Source organism: Actinophytocola algeriensis (assembly GCF_014203735.1).
Classification (GTDB): Bacteria; Actinomycetota; Actinomycetes; order Mycobacteriales; family Pseudonocardiaceae; genus Actinophytocola; species Actinophytocola algeriensis.
The window spans coordinates 83147-98708 of record NZ_JACHJQ010000010.1 but is presented as its reverse complement, the minus strand read 5'-3'; the positions used below and the strand labels follow the sequence as shown (position 1 = coordinate 98708).

Genomic DNA, 15562 nt, shown 5'->3' with positions numbered 1-15562 from the left:
ACCGCAACCTCGTCGACTACCTCAAGTGGGTGACCGCGGACCTGCACGAGACCCGCAGGCGGCTCGCCGAGGCCGAGTCCGGCAGGCACGAGCCGGTGGCGATCGTCGGCATGGCCTGCCGCTTCCCCGGCGGAGTGCGATCCCCGGAGGACCTGTGGGACCTCGTCGCGCAGGGCCGCGACGCCATCGGCCCGTTCCCCGCCGACCGCGGCTGGGACCTCGACACCCTCAGCGGTGCGGGGCGCGGCACGTCCACGACCCTCGAAGGCGGGTTCGTGGACGGCGTCGCCGACTTCGACGCCGCGTTCTTCGGGATCTCCCCGCACGAGGCGCTCGCCATGGACCCGCAGCAGCGGCTCATGCTGGAGACCGCGTGGGAGGCCCTCGAACGCGCCGGCATCGGCCCGGCATCGCTGCGCGGCAGCCGCACCGGGGTGTTCGCGGGCACCGACGGCCAGGACTACGCCAACCTGGTCCTGATGTCGGCCGACGACACCGACGCGCACGCGGGCACCGGCGTCGCCGCCAGCGTCCTCGCCGGCCGGGTCGCGTACGCGTTCGGGCTCGAGGGACCCGCGATGACCGTCGACACCGCGTGCTCGTCGTCGCTCGTCGCGATGCACGTGGCCGCGCACGCGCTGCGGGCGGGGGAGTGCACGCTCGCGCTCGCCGGTGGCGTGACCGTCATGTCCACCGCACTGCGCTTCGCCGGGTTCTCCCGGCAGGGCGTGCTCGCCGCCGACGGCCGCTGCAAGTCCTTCGCCGACGCCGCCGACGGCACCGGCTGGTCCGAGGGCGCCGGGGTCCTGGTGCTGGAGAAGCTGTCCGACGCGCGGCGCAACGGCCACCGCGTGCTCGCGGTGCTGCGCGGCTCCGCCGTGAACTCCGACGGCGCCTCCAACGGGCTGACCGCGCCGAACGGGCCGTCGCAGCAACGGGTCATCCGGTCCGCGCTCGCGTCCGCCGGGTTGTCACCGTCCGATGTGGACGTCGTGGAGGCGCACGGCACGGGCACCACGCTCGGCGACCCGATCGAGGCGCACGCGCTGCTCGCCACCTACGGCCAGGACCGCGAAACCCCGCTGCTGCTCGGGTCGGTCAAGTCGAACCTCGGGCACACGCAGGCCGCGGCGGGCGCCGCCGGAGTGATCAAGATGGTGCAGGCCATGCGGCACGGCGTCGCGCCGAGGACGTTGCACGTGGACACGCCGTCGTCCCACGTGGACTGGTCGGCGGGCGCGGTCGAGGTACTGGCCGACGCGGTCGACTGGCCGGACACGGGCAGGCCCCGGCGTGCGGGGGTGTCGTCGTTCGGGATCAGCGGCACCAACGCGCACGTGATCCTGGAGCAGGCCCCGGTCGAGGAGATTCCCGAACCCGCGCCCAGTTCAGGTGTTGTCCCGTGGGTGCTGTCGGCGCGGTCCGCGCGTGGACTGGACGCCCAGCGGGACAGGGTGCTCGCCGCCGCCCCGGGAGTGGATCCCGTGCGGGTCGGGTTGTCGCTCGCCACCGAACGGTCCGCGCTGGAACACCGCGCGGTCGTCCTCGCGGGTGACCCCGTCGAGATCGCGCGTGGTGTCGTCGGCGACGGGCGTGTCGCGTTCGTGTTCGCCGGGCAGGGCGCCCAGCGGCTCGGCATGAGCCGCGAGTTGTACGAGCGGTACCCGGTGTTCGCGGCCGCGTACGACGTCGTGGCCGCCGAACTGGGCGTGGTCGTGTGCACCGACGGCGACCCGAGGGACACCGGCTGGGCACAGCCGGCGCTGTTCGCGCTGGAAGTGGCGCTGTACCGGCTGTTCGAGTCCTGGGGTGTGCGGCCCGACCTGCTCGTCGGCCACTCGGTCGGTGAGGTCGCCGCCGCGCACGTCGCCGGGATGCTGTCGCTGGCCGACGCGTGCACGCTCGTGTCCGCGCGGGCCCGGCTGATGGCCGCGCTGCCCGAGGGCGGCGCGATGGTCGCCGTCCGCGCCGCCGAGGAGACCGTGCTTCCCCTGCTGGGCAACGGTGTCGCGGTCGCCGCGGTCAACGGGCCCGACGCCGTGGTGCTGTCCGGTACCGAGGACGAGGTGACGAGGACCGTCGCCGCGCTGGTGGCGCGCGGCCACCGCTGCACCCGGCTCGACGTGCACCACGCCTTCCACTCGCCGCTGATGGACCCGGTGCTCGCCGACCTCACCGCCGCGATCGCCGGGATCACGGTCAAGGCCGGCGACCTCCCGGTGATCTCGACGATCGCCCCGGACGCCCGGTTCGACGCCGACGGCTACTGGGTGCGCCAGGTGCGGGAGCCGGTCCGGTTCGCCGACGCGGTCCGCGCACTGGCCGACGCGGGCGTCACCCGGTTCGTGGAGCTGGGGCCGGACGCGTCGCTGTGCGCCGCGGTCACCGAGACGGTGCCGGACGCGCTCGCCGTGCCGGTGCTGCGCCGCGACGAGCCGGAGGAGACCACCGTCGTCCGCGCGCTCGCGACCCTCCACGTCGCCGGGGTGGCCGTGTCGTGGCGCGACTACTTCCCCGACGTGCCCACCGTGGACCTGCCGACGCAGGCGTTCGAACGCACCCGCTACTGGCCGCGGCCGGTCGACCGCACCGACGCCGCCGGCCTCGGCCAGTCCTCGCCGCGGCACCCGCTGCTGGGCGCGGCGGTGTCCCTCGCCGACGGCGGCGGCGCCGTGCTCACCGGCCGGATCGGCCTCGACACCCACCCCTGGCTCGCCGACCACGCCGTCGGTGGCATGGTCCTGTTCCCCGCGACCGGGTTCCTCGAGCTCGTGCTGCGCGCGGCCGACCAGGTGGGCTGTGACCGGATCGCCGAGCTGACCCTGCCCGCGCCGCTCCCGCTCGACGCACGGTCCCGCGTCGCGGTCCAGGTGCTCGTCGGCGCGGCGGACGACCACGGCCGCCGCGAGGTCGGCGTGTACTCCCGGCCCGCCGGCGCGCTCGAGGAAGCGTGGACCCAGCACGCCACCGGGGTCCTGGACTCCGACACCTCGCCCGTCCCGGAGGGTATGGGGGAGTGGCCACCACCCGGAGCGTCCACAGTGGACATCGACGGGTTCTACGCGACGCTCGCCGAGAGCGGCACCGGCTACGGGCCGGTGTTCCAGGGCCTGACCGCCGTGTGGCGGCGCGGCAGCGAGTACTTTGGCGAGGTCGTGCTGCCCGAACAGGCCCGCGACGCCGCCTACGGCGTCCACCCCGCGCTGCTCGACGCCGCCGTGCAGGCCGCCGCGTTCGTCGACGGCGAGCCCGGCCGAGGGCTGCTGCCCTTCTCGTGGCACGGCGTGCGACTGCACGCGACCGGCGCGACCGTGCTGCGCATCCATTGGACCGAGGGTGCCGACGGCATCGCCCTGTCCGCCACCGACACCCGGGACAACCCGGTGTTCGAGATCGACACTCTGGTCCTGCGTGCCGCCGCCGTCCGGCCCCCGGCCCGCCGCCGCTCGCTGCTGCGCGTGGACTGGGTGCCCGCCGACGGCCCGGTGGTACCCGTGCCCAGCCCGGTCGCGTACGACGAGCTCGGACCAGGACCGGCGCCCGAACTCGTCCTCGTTCCCGTGCCCTCGGGCGGGCCCGGAGCGGTCCGCGCCGCCACCACCCGCGCGCTCGCGATCGTGCGCGAGGCACTCGACGACGACCGGTTCAGCGCGTCCCGGTTCGTGTTCACCACCTGCGGAGACGATCCCGCCGCTGCCGCCGTGCAGGGCCTGGTGCGGGCCGCGCAGGCCGAACACCCGGACCGGTTCGTCCTGGTCGACCTCGATCCCGCACAGCCGTTCCCCGCCGAACTGCCCGTCGGTGAACCACAACTCCGGATCCGTGACGGCGTCGCCGAGGTCGTCCGCCTCGCCCCATTGTCCACAGCGGACGAACCGTGGCCGTGGGACGGCACCGTTCTCATCACCGGCGGCACGGGCGGACTCGGTGCCGTCCTCGCCCGGCACCTCGCAGCCCGGGGCCACCGGCTCGTCCTCGCGAGCCGCCGCGGCCTGGCCGCGGCCGGCGCCGCCGAGTTGGCGGAGCTGGGCGCGGACGTGTCGGTCGTCGCGTGCGACATGACCGACCGGGACGCCGTGCACGCGCTCGTCGCGGGCATCGAGGACCTGACCGCGGTCGTGCACACCGCCGGAGTCCTCGACGACGGCGTGGTCGAGGCGATGACACCCGAACGGTTCGACACCGTGCTGGCGCCCAAAGTGGACGGTGCGTGGCACCTCCACGAAGCCACTCGCGACCGCGACCTCGCCGGGTTCGTCCTGTACTCGTCGGTCGCCGGTGTGCTCGGCAGCCCCGGCCAGGCCAACTACGCCGCCGCCAACGCCTGCCTCGACGCGATCGCCGCCCACCGCCACGGGCTCGGCCTGCCCGCGGTGTCGATCGCGTGGGGTCCGTGGGCGGGGCCCGGCATGGCGAACGCACTGCGTGGCGGCATGGCCGTGCTGGAGCCCGAGCAGGGCCTGGCGATGTTCGACGCCGCTGTCAGCGCCGGGCACCCGCACGTCGTGGCGCTCCGCGTGCGGGCGGGCGACCACGCCGAGCTGCCGCCCCTGTTCCGGGGTCTGCTGCCGCCCGTGCGCCGTGCCGCCGCCGGCGCGCCGGAGGTGTCGGCCGAGGACCTGCTCGGGAGGCTCCGCGGCCGTGGTCCCGCCGAGCAGGACCGCGTGCTGGGTGAGGTCGTCGCGGACCTCACCGCGTCGGTACTCGGACTGCCGGACGCCGCCACCGTCGAACGGGACCGCGAGTTCCTGGAGATGGGTTTCGACTCGCTGCTCGCCGTGCGGCTGCGCAACAGGCTCACCGAGCTGTGCGGGCTGCGGCTGCCCACCACCGCGATCTTCGACCACCCCACCCCGAACCGGCTCACCCGGTGGCTGCGTGACCAGCTCCCCGACCAGGTCGGGGCGGCTGACGGCATCGGCAAGCTGTTCGTCGACGCGGTCCGGGACGGCAAGCCCGTCGAGGCGCTGACCATGCTGAAGGCGGTCGCCGCGTTGCGGCCTACGTTCGCCAATCCGGCCGAGCTCGCTGAGCTGCCTGCTCCGGTCGTGCTCGCCGAGGGGTCTTCGGAGCCGCGGTTGATCTGTGTCAGTTCACCGGTGCTCGCGGGTGGGGTGCACCAGTACGTGCAGATCGCCGCCCAGTTCCGGGGGGCTCGGAAGGTGGTCGCGTTGCCGCTGCCTGGATTCGGGCCCGGCGAGCCGCTGCCCGCGACCGCCGAGGCCGCCACGCGTGTGGTGGCCGAGAGCGTTCTCGACGCCACCGACGGTGCGCCATTCGTGCTTGTCGGGCACTCGACCGCGGGAGTGATCGCGGCTGCCGCGGCTGGGCTGCTGGAACACAACTGGGGTGTCCGGCCCGCTGGGGTCGCGCTGTTGGACACGCTCAGCCTGCGGTACTCGGCTGGCGACAGCACCGACTACATCGGGATGGTGGAGCAGGTGATGGCTCGGTTCGACCTCGACGAGGGGATGACCGACAGCACCCGGTTGTCGGCGATGGCCTGGTGGCTCAACCGGTTGCCGGACATGGTCGTGCATTCCTCTGGTGCGCCCAAGGTTCTGTTGCGCTGTGGGTCTGCTGACCTGCCGCCGGAGCAGCGGGACCTTCTTGGGCCTGGTGACCAGGTGATGCCTCTTGACGCTGATCACTACTCGCTCGCCCGGGAGCATGCTGATCGGACTGCGGCTGCTTTGGAGACCTGGTTGCGGGAGGCGGTGCCGAGTGGGGTTTGACCGGGTTGCCTTCAGCGGCTCCTCTTGGGGAAGGGTAGCTTCCGGAGGCTCGCTTTGTTCGGGTTTCCCTCCGGGGCTCCACGCCGGAGAGGCAGGTCTCCGGGATGGCAGGCAGACAGCTCGTGGTGTGGGCTGTGCGCCCTGGCCCGCACTGCGGAGCGGCCGGGGCTGTTGGCTCCGGCCGCTCTCGTTGTCTTCTTTACCAGGTCACCGGCAGCTTCTCCGGTAGTCCTCCGGTCAATGGGCCGCTGCGGTGTTCCAGTGCGCCCGCCGGGCGCAGCTCGGTCGTGAGCATTGTGGCGACCACGGTTCGCAGCAGGACTCTCGCCAGTGGGGCGCCCAGGCATGTCCACACGCCGTGGCTGAAGGTGAGGTGTCGGTTCGGGGTGCGGTCCAGTCGGAAGTCTTCCGGGCTGTCGAAACCGTCGGGGTCGTAGTTCGCCGCCGTCAGGTCCAGTAGTACCAGGTCGCCGTCGCGGACGGTTTCGTTCGCGATCTCTACGTCGGCTCGTGCGTAGCGGGGCAGACTGAGGCTGCCCGACAGCCGCAGCATCTCCTCCACCGCGTCCGGTACCAGGTCTGGGTTCGCCTGCAGTGCTGCTCGCTGCTCAGTGTTGCCGGCCAGCAACAGGAAACCGTACGCGATCTGCTTCACCGTGGCGCCCAGGCCCGCGAACTGCAGCAGCATCGCTACCTGCACGACCTGTTCGTCCGGCGCACCGGACGCGGTGAGTTTCGACAGCAGCGACTCGTCCGGTTCCGCGCGCAGTCGTACGATCAGCTGACCGAAGTACGCCGCGAGTCCCATGACGTCGCCGCTCTCGACTCGGCGCATCAGCTCCACGCACTGGTCCTGGTCCTCCTCGGGCACCCCCAGCAGTTCGCAGATCACCCGCAGTACCAACGGGATGGAGAAGTCCTCGTTCAGGTCCGCCGGTGCTCCGGCCGTGTGCAGACGGATCACCTGGTCGTCCACCAGCTCCTGCAGCCGGGGTCGCATGGCCAGCATGCGGCGCGCGGTGAAGTGCGGCGCCAGCGCCTCGCGCAGCAAGCCGTGCAGTGCGTCGGCCATCGTGTGGTCGGTGGCGGTCACCTGGTCGTAGCCGGGGTTGCCAGCGTACTGGGCGCGCTCGTCCGGCTTGGGGTGCGAGCGGCCGACCCGGTCGTCGGTCAGCAGTGCCCGTACCTGGGTGAACCCGGACACCAGCCAGGCCTCGTCACCCGCCGGGGTGCGTACCCGCTGCACGGGTGGCGCCTCGCGCGGTGGGCGCAGGTGCGGGCACATGCGCAACTCGAACGGCAGGTCGGACGCCATCAGCACCCGGTCGTCGGTCATCGCTCTCCTCACGGGCTACCAGGCGACCGGCAGCGCGTGCAGCCCGAACAGCGTGCCGTCGTACTTGAACGGGAGGTCGGCCCCGGGGCTCGCGAGCCGCAGCGTCGGCACCCGTGCGAACAGCGTCTCGAACACGGCGTCCATCTCCGCGCGCACCAGGTTCTGGCCAAGGCACTGGTGCACGCCGAACCCGAACCCGACGTGGTTGCGCGCGGTGCGGCCGGGATCGAACCGGTCCGGCTCGGTGAACGCGCACTCGTCGTGGTTGGCCGACGCGATCAGCGGGATGATGCCCTCCCCGGCGCGGATCAGCGTCCCGCCGATGGTCACGTCCTCGACCGCGGTCCGCATCGCGACCAGGTCGGCGACCGAGTGCAGCCGCACGATCTCGTCCACCACCCGGTCCGCGCCGATCCACTCCGGGTTGGCGAGCAGCGTCACCACCCCGAGCGCGATGTTGTTCGCGGTGGTCTCGTGCCCGGCGATCAGCAGCAGCAGCACGACCCCCGCCAGCTCCTCGGGGGTCAGCACCCCGGTGGCGAGGATCCGGCTGATCAGGTCGTCACCCGGCCACTTGCGCTTCACCCCGATCAGCCGCGCCGTGTAGCGCTGCAGCTGGCGGGCGGCGTCCGCGCGCTCGGACTCGGTGGTGGTCGCGATGCTCACCAGCACCTGGGTCTTGGCCTCGAAGAACTCCCGGTCCGCCGGTGGCACCCCGAGGATCGCGGAGATCACCCGCGACGGCACCGGCAGCGCGAGGTCGGCCACCAGGTCGGCGTGGCCGTCCAGTGCGAGCAGCTCGTCGATGCTCTCGTCCACGACCCGCTGGATCGTCGGCACCCACGTGCGGACGCGCCGCACGGAGAACTCGGGGATCAGCACCTTGCGGAACCGGTCGTGGTCGGGCGGGTCGAGGCCGACGAACCAGCCGGGGATCTCCTCCTGCGTCGGCACCCCGCCGGTGCGGGCCACCTTCGGGAAGCCGGGGTTCGCCGGGTTGGCGCTGATCCTCGGGTCGGTGAGCAGCGCGCGCACGTCCTCGTGCCGGGACACCAGCCACACCGGCTGCCCGCTCGGCAGGAGCGTGCGCACGAGTCCTTCGCGTGCACGGAGCCCCGCGTACTCGCACGGCGGGAACGCGGCGCCTTCCTTGCGCAGCGGGAAGTCCACCGTCTCCGCGCCGGACTCCTCGGTGGTCGTCATGTCGGCGTTCCCTTCGCGGTCAGGCGGCTCCGCAGAACTGCCGGACCTTCCCGATCACGTAGTCCTGGTCGGACGCGGTCAGCCCGACGTAGGTCGGCAGGTACAGGCCGTGGTCGCTGAACCGGGTGGCGTTCAGCGACGGCCAGGCCGGGTCGAAGTACTCGGGCTGCTGGCTCATCGGCCGGAAGAACGGCCGGGTCTCGATGCCCTCCGCGGCCAGGAAGTCGCGCAGGTCGTCGCGCCGGTCGGCGAGCAGGTCGTACACCCACAGCACGTCGCGGCCCGGCATCAGCGTCAACCCGGGCACACCGACGAGGCCTTCGTCGTAGCGGCGCTCGATCTCCCTGCGCTCGGCGAGGAACGCGTCCAGCGACTCGGTCTGCGCGAGCGCGACGGCCGCCTGCATGTCGGTCATCCGGCAGTTGTAGGCGAGCTTGCGGTGCAGGAAGTCGTGCTTCTCGGAGAAGCCCATGCTGCGCAGGTGCCGCAGCTGGTCGGCGAGGCGGGGGTCGTCGGTGACGCAGACGCCGCCCTCGCCCGCGGTGATGATTTTGTTGGCGTACAGGGAGAAGCAGGCGATGTCGCCGACCGGCGGCACCCCGTGCGCCTCCGCCGAGTCCTCCACGACACGCAGGTTGTACTCGTAGGCCAGGCGCATGATCCGGTCCATGTCGCACCGGCGCCCGTAGACGTGCACCGGCATGATCGCCTTGGTGTGCGGGGTGATCTTGCGTTCCAGTTCGCCGGTGTCGATGTTGAGGTCGTCGCGGCAGTCCACGAACACCGGTGTCGCGCCGACATAGGTCACCGCCCACGCGGAGGCGACCATCGTGAACTCCGGCACCAGTACCTCGTCGCCCGGCCCGATCCGCAGCGCCCGCAACGCCAGCATCAGCGCCGAGGTGCCGGACGAGCACGCGACGCCGTGCCGTTTGCCGTTGTAGTCGGCGAACGCCTTCTCGAACATCTTCACGTGCGGTCCCTGCGACGAGATCCAGCCGTCCTGGATGCCGTCGGTGACGTAGTCGAGTTCGCGGCCCGTGAGGCTCGGCTTCGCGACCAGGTACTTGAAGCTCATGGGTTCCCTCGATTCGTGGTGAGCGCCGGGAGTGCGAGGAGCAGGTCGGCGGCGGCCGCGACACCCCCGGCGTCGCGCAGCGCCCGCGAGAGGTGCTCCGCGCGTGCACCGAACGCGGGATCACCCGCCACCGCGCGGAGTTTGGCCGTCACGTCGTCCGCGTCGACGGTGTCGGACCGGTCCAGCTGCAGGCCGACCCCGGCGTCCACCGCACGGACCGCGATGTCGTGGCAGTCGACGAACAGCGGCCACAGCACCTGCGGTTTGCCGAAGTAGAGGCCCTCGTGGAAGGAGTTGCTGCCCGCGTGGTTGAAGAACAGCCGCACGTTCGGGTGGGCGAGCACGTCCAGCTGGGAGGGCAGCCAGCTCTCGATCCGCAGGTTCGCGGGCAGGTCCGGGGGCAGCAGGTGCTGCTGCTCGCGCGGCAGTTTCCACAGCACGTGGTGGGTGCCCTCGAGCCGGCGCGCGACGTCCACGAGGGCCGCGACCTCGGCCGCGGTCATCCGGATCAGCGTGCCGAACGCCTGGTACACGATGGAGTCGTGGGCGTCGAGCCACGCCTGCAGACCGGGGTCCGGGTCGGCCTGGGGGAGGGGCGGGATCAGCGGGCCGACGGTGTGGAACCGCTCCGGTGTCTCGAACGGGTAATCCAGGTCGGTGATCGAGTAGCAGAGCGTCAGCGCGGCCCGGTCGACCTTGGCGACCGACCCGCGGACCGACTCGGTGATGCCCAGTGCCCTGAGGAGTTCCTTCTGCCTGCGCATCCTGCGCGTCATGTCCGGCCGGAGGAAGGTCGTGACCGTGCGCAACCGGAAGAGCCGGTTCGTGATCCGCTGGCGCACGGTCATCGTCCCGGGCAGGCCTGAGCGCGGGGTCGGGAAGCCGCGCGGGGTGTATGAGCGGGCGAACGGGATCGCGGTGGAGAGCATGTTGCTCGGCAGGAACGCGATGCCCATGACGTAGGGGATGCCCTTGGCGATCGCCACGTCGAGCGCGGGGTCGCACAGCCCGTCGACGACCATCAGCGCGGGTTTGACCTCGTCCACCGCGGCCGCGATGCGCTCGTACTTGGGCGCCATCGTCGTCGGGTCGTCGCCGAGGCGCAGCCACGCGCGGAACGACCTGATGCGCGACTTCTCGTTCATCACGGCGCGGTAGGTGGCGTCGTCCCAGCTCGACGGGGACAGGCCGGGCGTGGCCTCGCCCAGTGACACGAACCCCACCTTGCTCACCGAGCTCGTGGCCTCGACGTCGTCGCGCCGGTGCTCGTCGGTGGCGAACACGACCCCGTCCACGCCCCGCCGGGCGAGCTCGCCCGCGAGGACCAGCAACGGGTTGAACAGACCACTGTCCGGGTAGGAGGCGAACATGATGGGCCGCCCGGGTTCCGTCATGGTTCGGACACTGGCCGATCGGCGCTGCACATTCCCTTAGTCCTTCGCCGCCCGGGTTTGCCTCCGGCGGCTCCTCACGGGAGGGGCAGGTCGCTGGGATGGCAGGCGGACGGTGCGTCTGTGGGCTTGCGTCCGACTCCCCGCCGCGTTCCTTCACCGCGTTCCTCGGCTCGCACTAAGGGAATGTGCAGTCCACCGTGCGTACGTTCGGCCCCGAGCGGCGACGGGAACGAGGTGGTCGAGTGCGTACTGGTCCTCGCGTGGGTGCCGACCGGGTACGGGACGCGGTGGCGGAGTTGCTGGGTGTGTCCCGCGACTCCGTGGCCGTGGACGTGCCGTTCCGCGAGCTGGGTGTCGACTCGGCCGGTGTGGCGGGGCTCGCCACCCGGCTCGACGTGCCCGTGTGGGCGGTCTGGCAGTGCCCGACGGTAGCGGCGTTGGGCGCGTTCCTCGACGGTGACGAGACCACGCCGCCACCGACCGGGGCGGCGCGGCGGTCCGGGGTGGAGCCGGTCGCGATCGTCGGGCTCGGGTGCCGGTTACCCGGTGGGATCAGCTCGCCGGACGGGCTGTGGTCCGCGCTTCTGTCGGAAGTGGACGCCGTGGGGCCGGTGCCCGCCGGGCGCTGGGACGCCGACGAGTGGTTCGACGCCGACCCCGCCGCGCCGGGGAAGACGACCACCCGGCGTGGTGGTTTCCTCGACGACGTCGCCGGGTTCGACGCCGACTTCTTCCGGATCTCGCCCGCCGAGGCGGAGCGGATGGACCCGCAGCAGCGGATCGCGCTGGAGGTGGCCTGGTCCGCGCTCGAGGACGCACGCGTCGTGCCCGGCGAGTTGGCAGGCACCCGCACCGGTGTGTTCTTCGGGACGATGTGGCAGGAGTACCACCTCGCCACCGGCGCGGACCCGGCCACGGTCGGACCGCAGTCGGCGGTGGGCTGGGACACCTCGATCGTGCCGTCGCGGATCGCCTACGCGCTCGGGCTGCAGGGGCCGGTGCTGTCCGTCGGTTCCGCGTGCAGTTCCTCCCTCGGCGCGGTGCACCTCGCCGCGCACAGCCTGCGGCGCGGCGAGTCCGACCTCGTGCTCGCCGGCGGGGTGAACCTGATGCTGCACCCGCACACCACGGTCGCGATGACCAAGTTCGGCGGGCTGAACCCGGCCGGGCAGTGCCGCGCGTTCGACGCGGGTGCCGCGGGCTACGTGCGCGGCGAGGGCTGCGCGGTCGTGGTGCTGCGCAGGCTCTCCGACGCGCTGCGCGACGGCGACCGGATCTACGCGGTGCTCCTGGGCAGCGCGGTCAACAACGACGGCGCCTCCAACGGCCTCACCGCCCCCAACCCGCGGGCCCAGGTCGACGTGCTGCGCTCGGCGTGGCACGAAGCCGGGGTACCTGCCCACCGGGTGTCCTATGTGGAGGCACACGGCACCGGAACGCCGCTGGGCGACGTGATCGAGGCCTCCGCGCTCGGCGAGGTGTTCGGCCCGGACCGCACCGAGCCGCTGCGGGTCGGTTCCGCCAAGACCAACTTCGGGCACCTCGAACCCGCGGCCGGCGTGCTCGGCGTCCTCAAGACCGCGCTCGCGCTGTACCACGGTGAGCTGCCCGCGAGCCTGCACTTCGACGTGCCGAACCCGGGGATCGACTTCGCCGCACTGAGACTGTCCGTGGTGGCAGGCAGGCAGGCGTGGCCCGCGGGCTTCCGGTACGCGGGCGTCAGCGGTTTCGGGTTCGGCGGCACCAACGTCCATGTCGCGCTCGCGCAACCGCCGTACCGGCGGCGCGTCCCCGTGGCGCTCGCCGAGGACTCGGCCGAGGCACTGGCCGCCCGCGTCGCGGACCTCGACTGGTCGGTGCCGACCCTGCCCACCCGTACCGGTCCGCACCGCGCGGTCGCCTGGCACGACGGTGGCGCCACGACGATCCGCACCGGCTCCGGTGCGCGGCGGCCGGTCGCGTTCTGCTTCTCCGGGCACGGCGCCCAATGGGCGGGCATGGGGCGCGACCTGCTGGCCGAGCCCGCGTTCCGGGCCGCGCTGACCGAGGTGGACGCCGCGCTGGCGCCGCTGACCGGGTGGTCCGTCGTCACCGAGCTGCTCGCCGAGCAACCGAGGTTCGACCGCACCGACGTGGTGCAGCCCGCACTGTTCGCCGTGCAGGTGGCGCTGACCCGCACGCTCTCCGCGTGGGGTGTCGTGCCGGACGTGGTGTTCGGGCAGAGCGTCGGTGAGGTCGCCGCCGCCGTCGCCGCCGGGGCGCTCACCCTCGACCAGGGTGCGCGACTGATCACGGTCTGGTCGCGACTCGTCGCCGAGCGCGCCGACGGCACCGGCACCGTGCTCGTCTGCGCGATGTCCGAAGTGGACGCGGCCCCGCTGGTGCGTGGCAGGCTCACCACCGCCGCGATCCTCGCCGACGGCTGGACCTGCCTGTCCGGGCCCAACGACGCGATCGCCGACGTGGCCGGTGATCTCACTGACGCGGGCGTGCGCGTGCACCGGGTCGACATCGGCTACCCGGCACACAGCGGCGGCCTCGCCGCGCTCGTCCCGGAGCTGGTCGAGCGGCTCGGCGACCTGCGTCCGACGCCCGCCGCGGTGCCGTTCGTCTCGACGGTCACCGGCGCGTTCGTCGCGGGCACGGGCCTCGACGCGAAGTACTGGGCGCGGAACATGTGCGCACCCATGCTCGTCGCGGACGCCGTCCGCGCCCTCCCGACCGGCTGCCGGATCGTCGAGATCGGCCCGCACCCGGTCCTGCGTGCCCAATTGGCCGGCATGACCGACGACGACGTGCTCGCCACCTGCCACCGCGAGAAGGCCGGCAGGCAGACCATGGAGGACCTGGTCGCCGACCTGTGGCTGGACGGCGCCACCGTCGACTGGCCCGCCGTCGCCGGGGTCACCCCTGCCGCCGACGCGGTCCCGCTGCCGCTCTCGGCCGCCACCGAAACTGGTCTGCGGGCCCAGGCGGCCGCGGTGCGCGCGCACCTGCGTGCCCACCCGGAACTGTCGCCCGCCGACATCGGGTACTCGCTCGCCACGACCCGCACCGCGTTCGACCACCGCGCCGTCCTGCTGGCCCGCGACCACACCGACGCCGGCCTCGCGCTCACAGCCGTCGCCGACGGCACGACCGGACCCGGCGTCATCACCGGCACGAGCACCACCGTGGACGACGCGGGCCCGGTGTTCGTGTTCCCCGGCCAGGGCTCGCAGTGGACCGAGATGGCCCGCGACCTCCTCGATGCCGAGCCCGCGTTCGCCGCCCGCTTCGCCGGATGCGCGGACGCGCTCGCCGAGTTCGTCGACTGGGACCCGGCCGCCGCACTCGCCGACGACGACCTGCTCGCGCGCGCCGATGTCGTGCAACCGGTGCTGTGGGCCGTGATGGTGTCGCTCGCCGCGCTGTGGGAGGCGCACGGCGTGCGGCCCGCCGCCGTCGTCGGCCACTCGCAGGGCGAGATCGCCGCCGCGACCGTCGCCGGTGGACTGTCCATCCGGGACGCCGCGCTCGTGGTCGCGCTGCGCGGGAAGATCATCGCGCGGGAGCTGTCCGGGTCCGGCGGCATGATGTCGGTGCCGCTGTCGAGGGACGAGATCGCGTGGCGCCTCGCGGACTGGCACGCCGGGCTGTCCGTCGCCGCCGAGATCGGCCCGCGCGCCACCGTCGTCGCGGGCAGTGCGGCAGCGCTCGCGGTGCTGGTCGCGCGCTGCCACGCCGAGGGGATCACCGTCCGCCGCGTCGCCATCGACTACCCGTCCCACTCGGCCGGGGTCGACCCGGTCGCCGACGAGGTCGTCACCACGCTCGCCCCGATCAGGCCGGGCGAAGGCCACGTCCCCTACCTGTCCACCGTCACCGGCGCGCCCCTGGCGACCACCGCACTGGACGCTGCGTACTGGTACCGCAACCTCCGCGCCCCCGTGGAGCTGCGCGCGGCGGTCGAGCAGCTGATCGCCCTCGGCCACCGCGTGTTCGTCGAGGTGAGCCCCCATCCCGTGCTGACCGCGGGGATCGCCGACACCGGTGCCGCACTCGGCGTGGACGTGGTCACCGTCGGCACGCTGCGGCGCGGCGCGCCGGGCGTGGCCCGGTTCCGCACCTCGCTCGCCGAGGCGCACGTGCGGGGCGTCGCCGTCGACTGGCGGCCCGCGTTCCCGGCGGCGCACACCGTCGACCTGCCCGCGTACTCCTTCCAGCACCGCAGGTACTGGCTGGGCGGCAACCGGCCCGCGGCTACCGCGGACACCGATTTCTGGGACGCCGTCGAACGCGGCGACCTCACCGGTCTCGGCTCCGCGCTGGACCTGCCCGCCGACGCGACGCTCGCCGACCTGCTGCCCGCGCTCGCCGAGTGGCGGCGCCGCACCCGGCCGGAACCGCCACACCAGGAAGCGGAGGAGGCCGGTCCGGGATTCGCCGAGCGGCTCGCCGAACGCCCACCCGGGCAACGCCACGACCTGGTGCTCGACGTGGTGCTGCGGCACATCGCCGCCGTGCTCGGCTACGGCCCCGGCGAGTGGCCCGACGCCGACCGCGCGTTCCGCGAGCTGGGCTTCGACTCGGTCACCGGCGTGCAGCTGCGCAACCGGCTCGGCGCCGAGCTGGGCATCGAGCTGCCGTCCACCCTCGTCTACGACCACCCCGCCCCGGCCGCCCTCGCCGACCACCTGCTGACCGGGCTCGGGTTCGGTGTGCGGCCGGCCGAGCAGGCGCCGCCGGAGCGCATCGAGGACGCCTCCGACGACGAGCTGTTCCAGTTCATCGACAACATCACGAGCAGGAGGGCCAGTTGAGCAGCACCGAGCAG

General features: G+C 73.0%; 5 protein-coding genes and 1 pseudogene. 2 read left to right on the top strand and 4 right to left on the bottom strand.

Annotated elements, in window-relative coordinates:
* Nucleotides 1-8: 8 nt before the first annotated feature.
* Nucleotides 9-5735, top strand: a pseudogene (locus tag FHR82_RS38330) (SDR family NAD(P)-dependent oxidoreductase); the annotation flags it as partial.
* Between the two features lie 199 nt (nt 5736-5934).
* On the opposite strand, the gene FHR82_RS38325 reads toward FHR82_RS38330, so the two are convergent.
* Genes FHR82_RS38325 through FHR82_RS38310 form a run of 4 tightly spaced genes read right to left on the bottom strand, consistent with a single transcriptional unit; the run spans nt 5935 to nt 10746 of the window.
* Nucleotides 5935-7071, bottom strand: a complete 1137-nt coding sequence (locus tag FHR82_RS38325) for a cytochrome P450 (protein WP_184815554.1) — start codon at nt 7069-7071, stop codon at nt 5935-5937.
* A 15-nt stretch (nt 7072-7086) separates the two neighbouring features.
* Nucleotides 7087-8274: a cytochrome P450 gene (locus FHR82_RS38320; RefSeq protein ID WP_184815553.1), complete on the bottom strand. Its 1188-nt coding sequence runs from the start codon at nt 8272-8274 to the stop codon at nt 7087-7089.
* Nucleotides 8275-8293: 19 nt separating this feature from the next.
* Nucleotides 8294-9352, bottom strand: a complete 1059-nt coding sequence (locus tag FHR82_RS38315; RefSeq protein ID WP_184815552.1) for a DegT/DnrJ/EryC1/StrS family aminotransferase — start codon at nt 9350-9352, stop codon at nt 8294-8296.
* Nucleotides 9349-10746, bottom strand: a complete 1398-nt coding sequence (locus FHR82_RS38310; RefSeq protein WP_184815551.1) for a glycosyltransferase — start codon at nt 10744-10746, stop codon at nt 9349-9351. Before FHR82_RS38310 ends, FHR82_RS38315 begins: the two co-directional genes overlap by 4 nt.
* A 242-nt stretch (nt 10747-10988) precedes the next feature.
* On the opposite strand from FHR82_RS38310, the gene FHR82_RS47800 reads away from it, so the two are divergent.
* Entirely contained in the window at nt 10989-15548 is a 4560-nt protein-coding gene (locus FHR82_RS47800) for a type I polyketide synthase (protein ID WP_184815550.1), read from the top strand.
* The last annotated feature ends 14 nt before the right edge of the window (nt 15549-15562 follow it).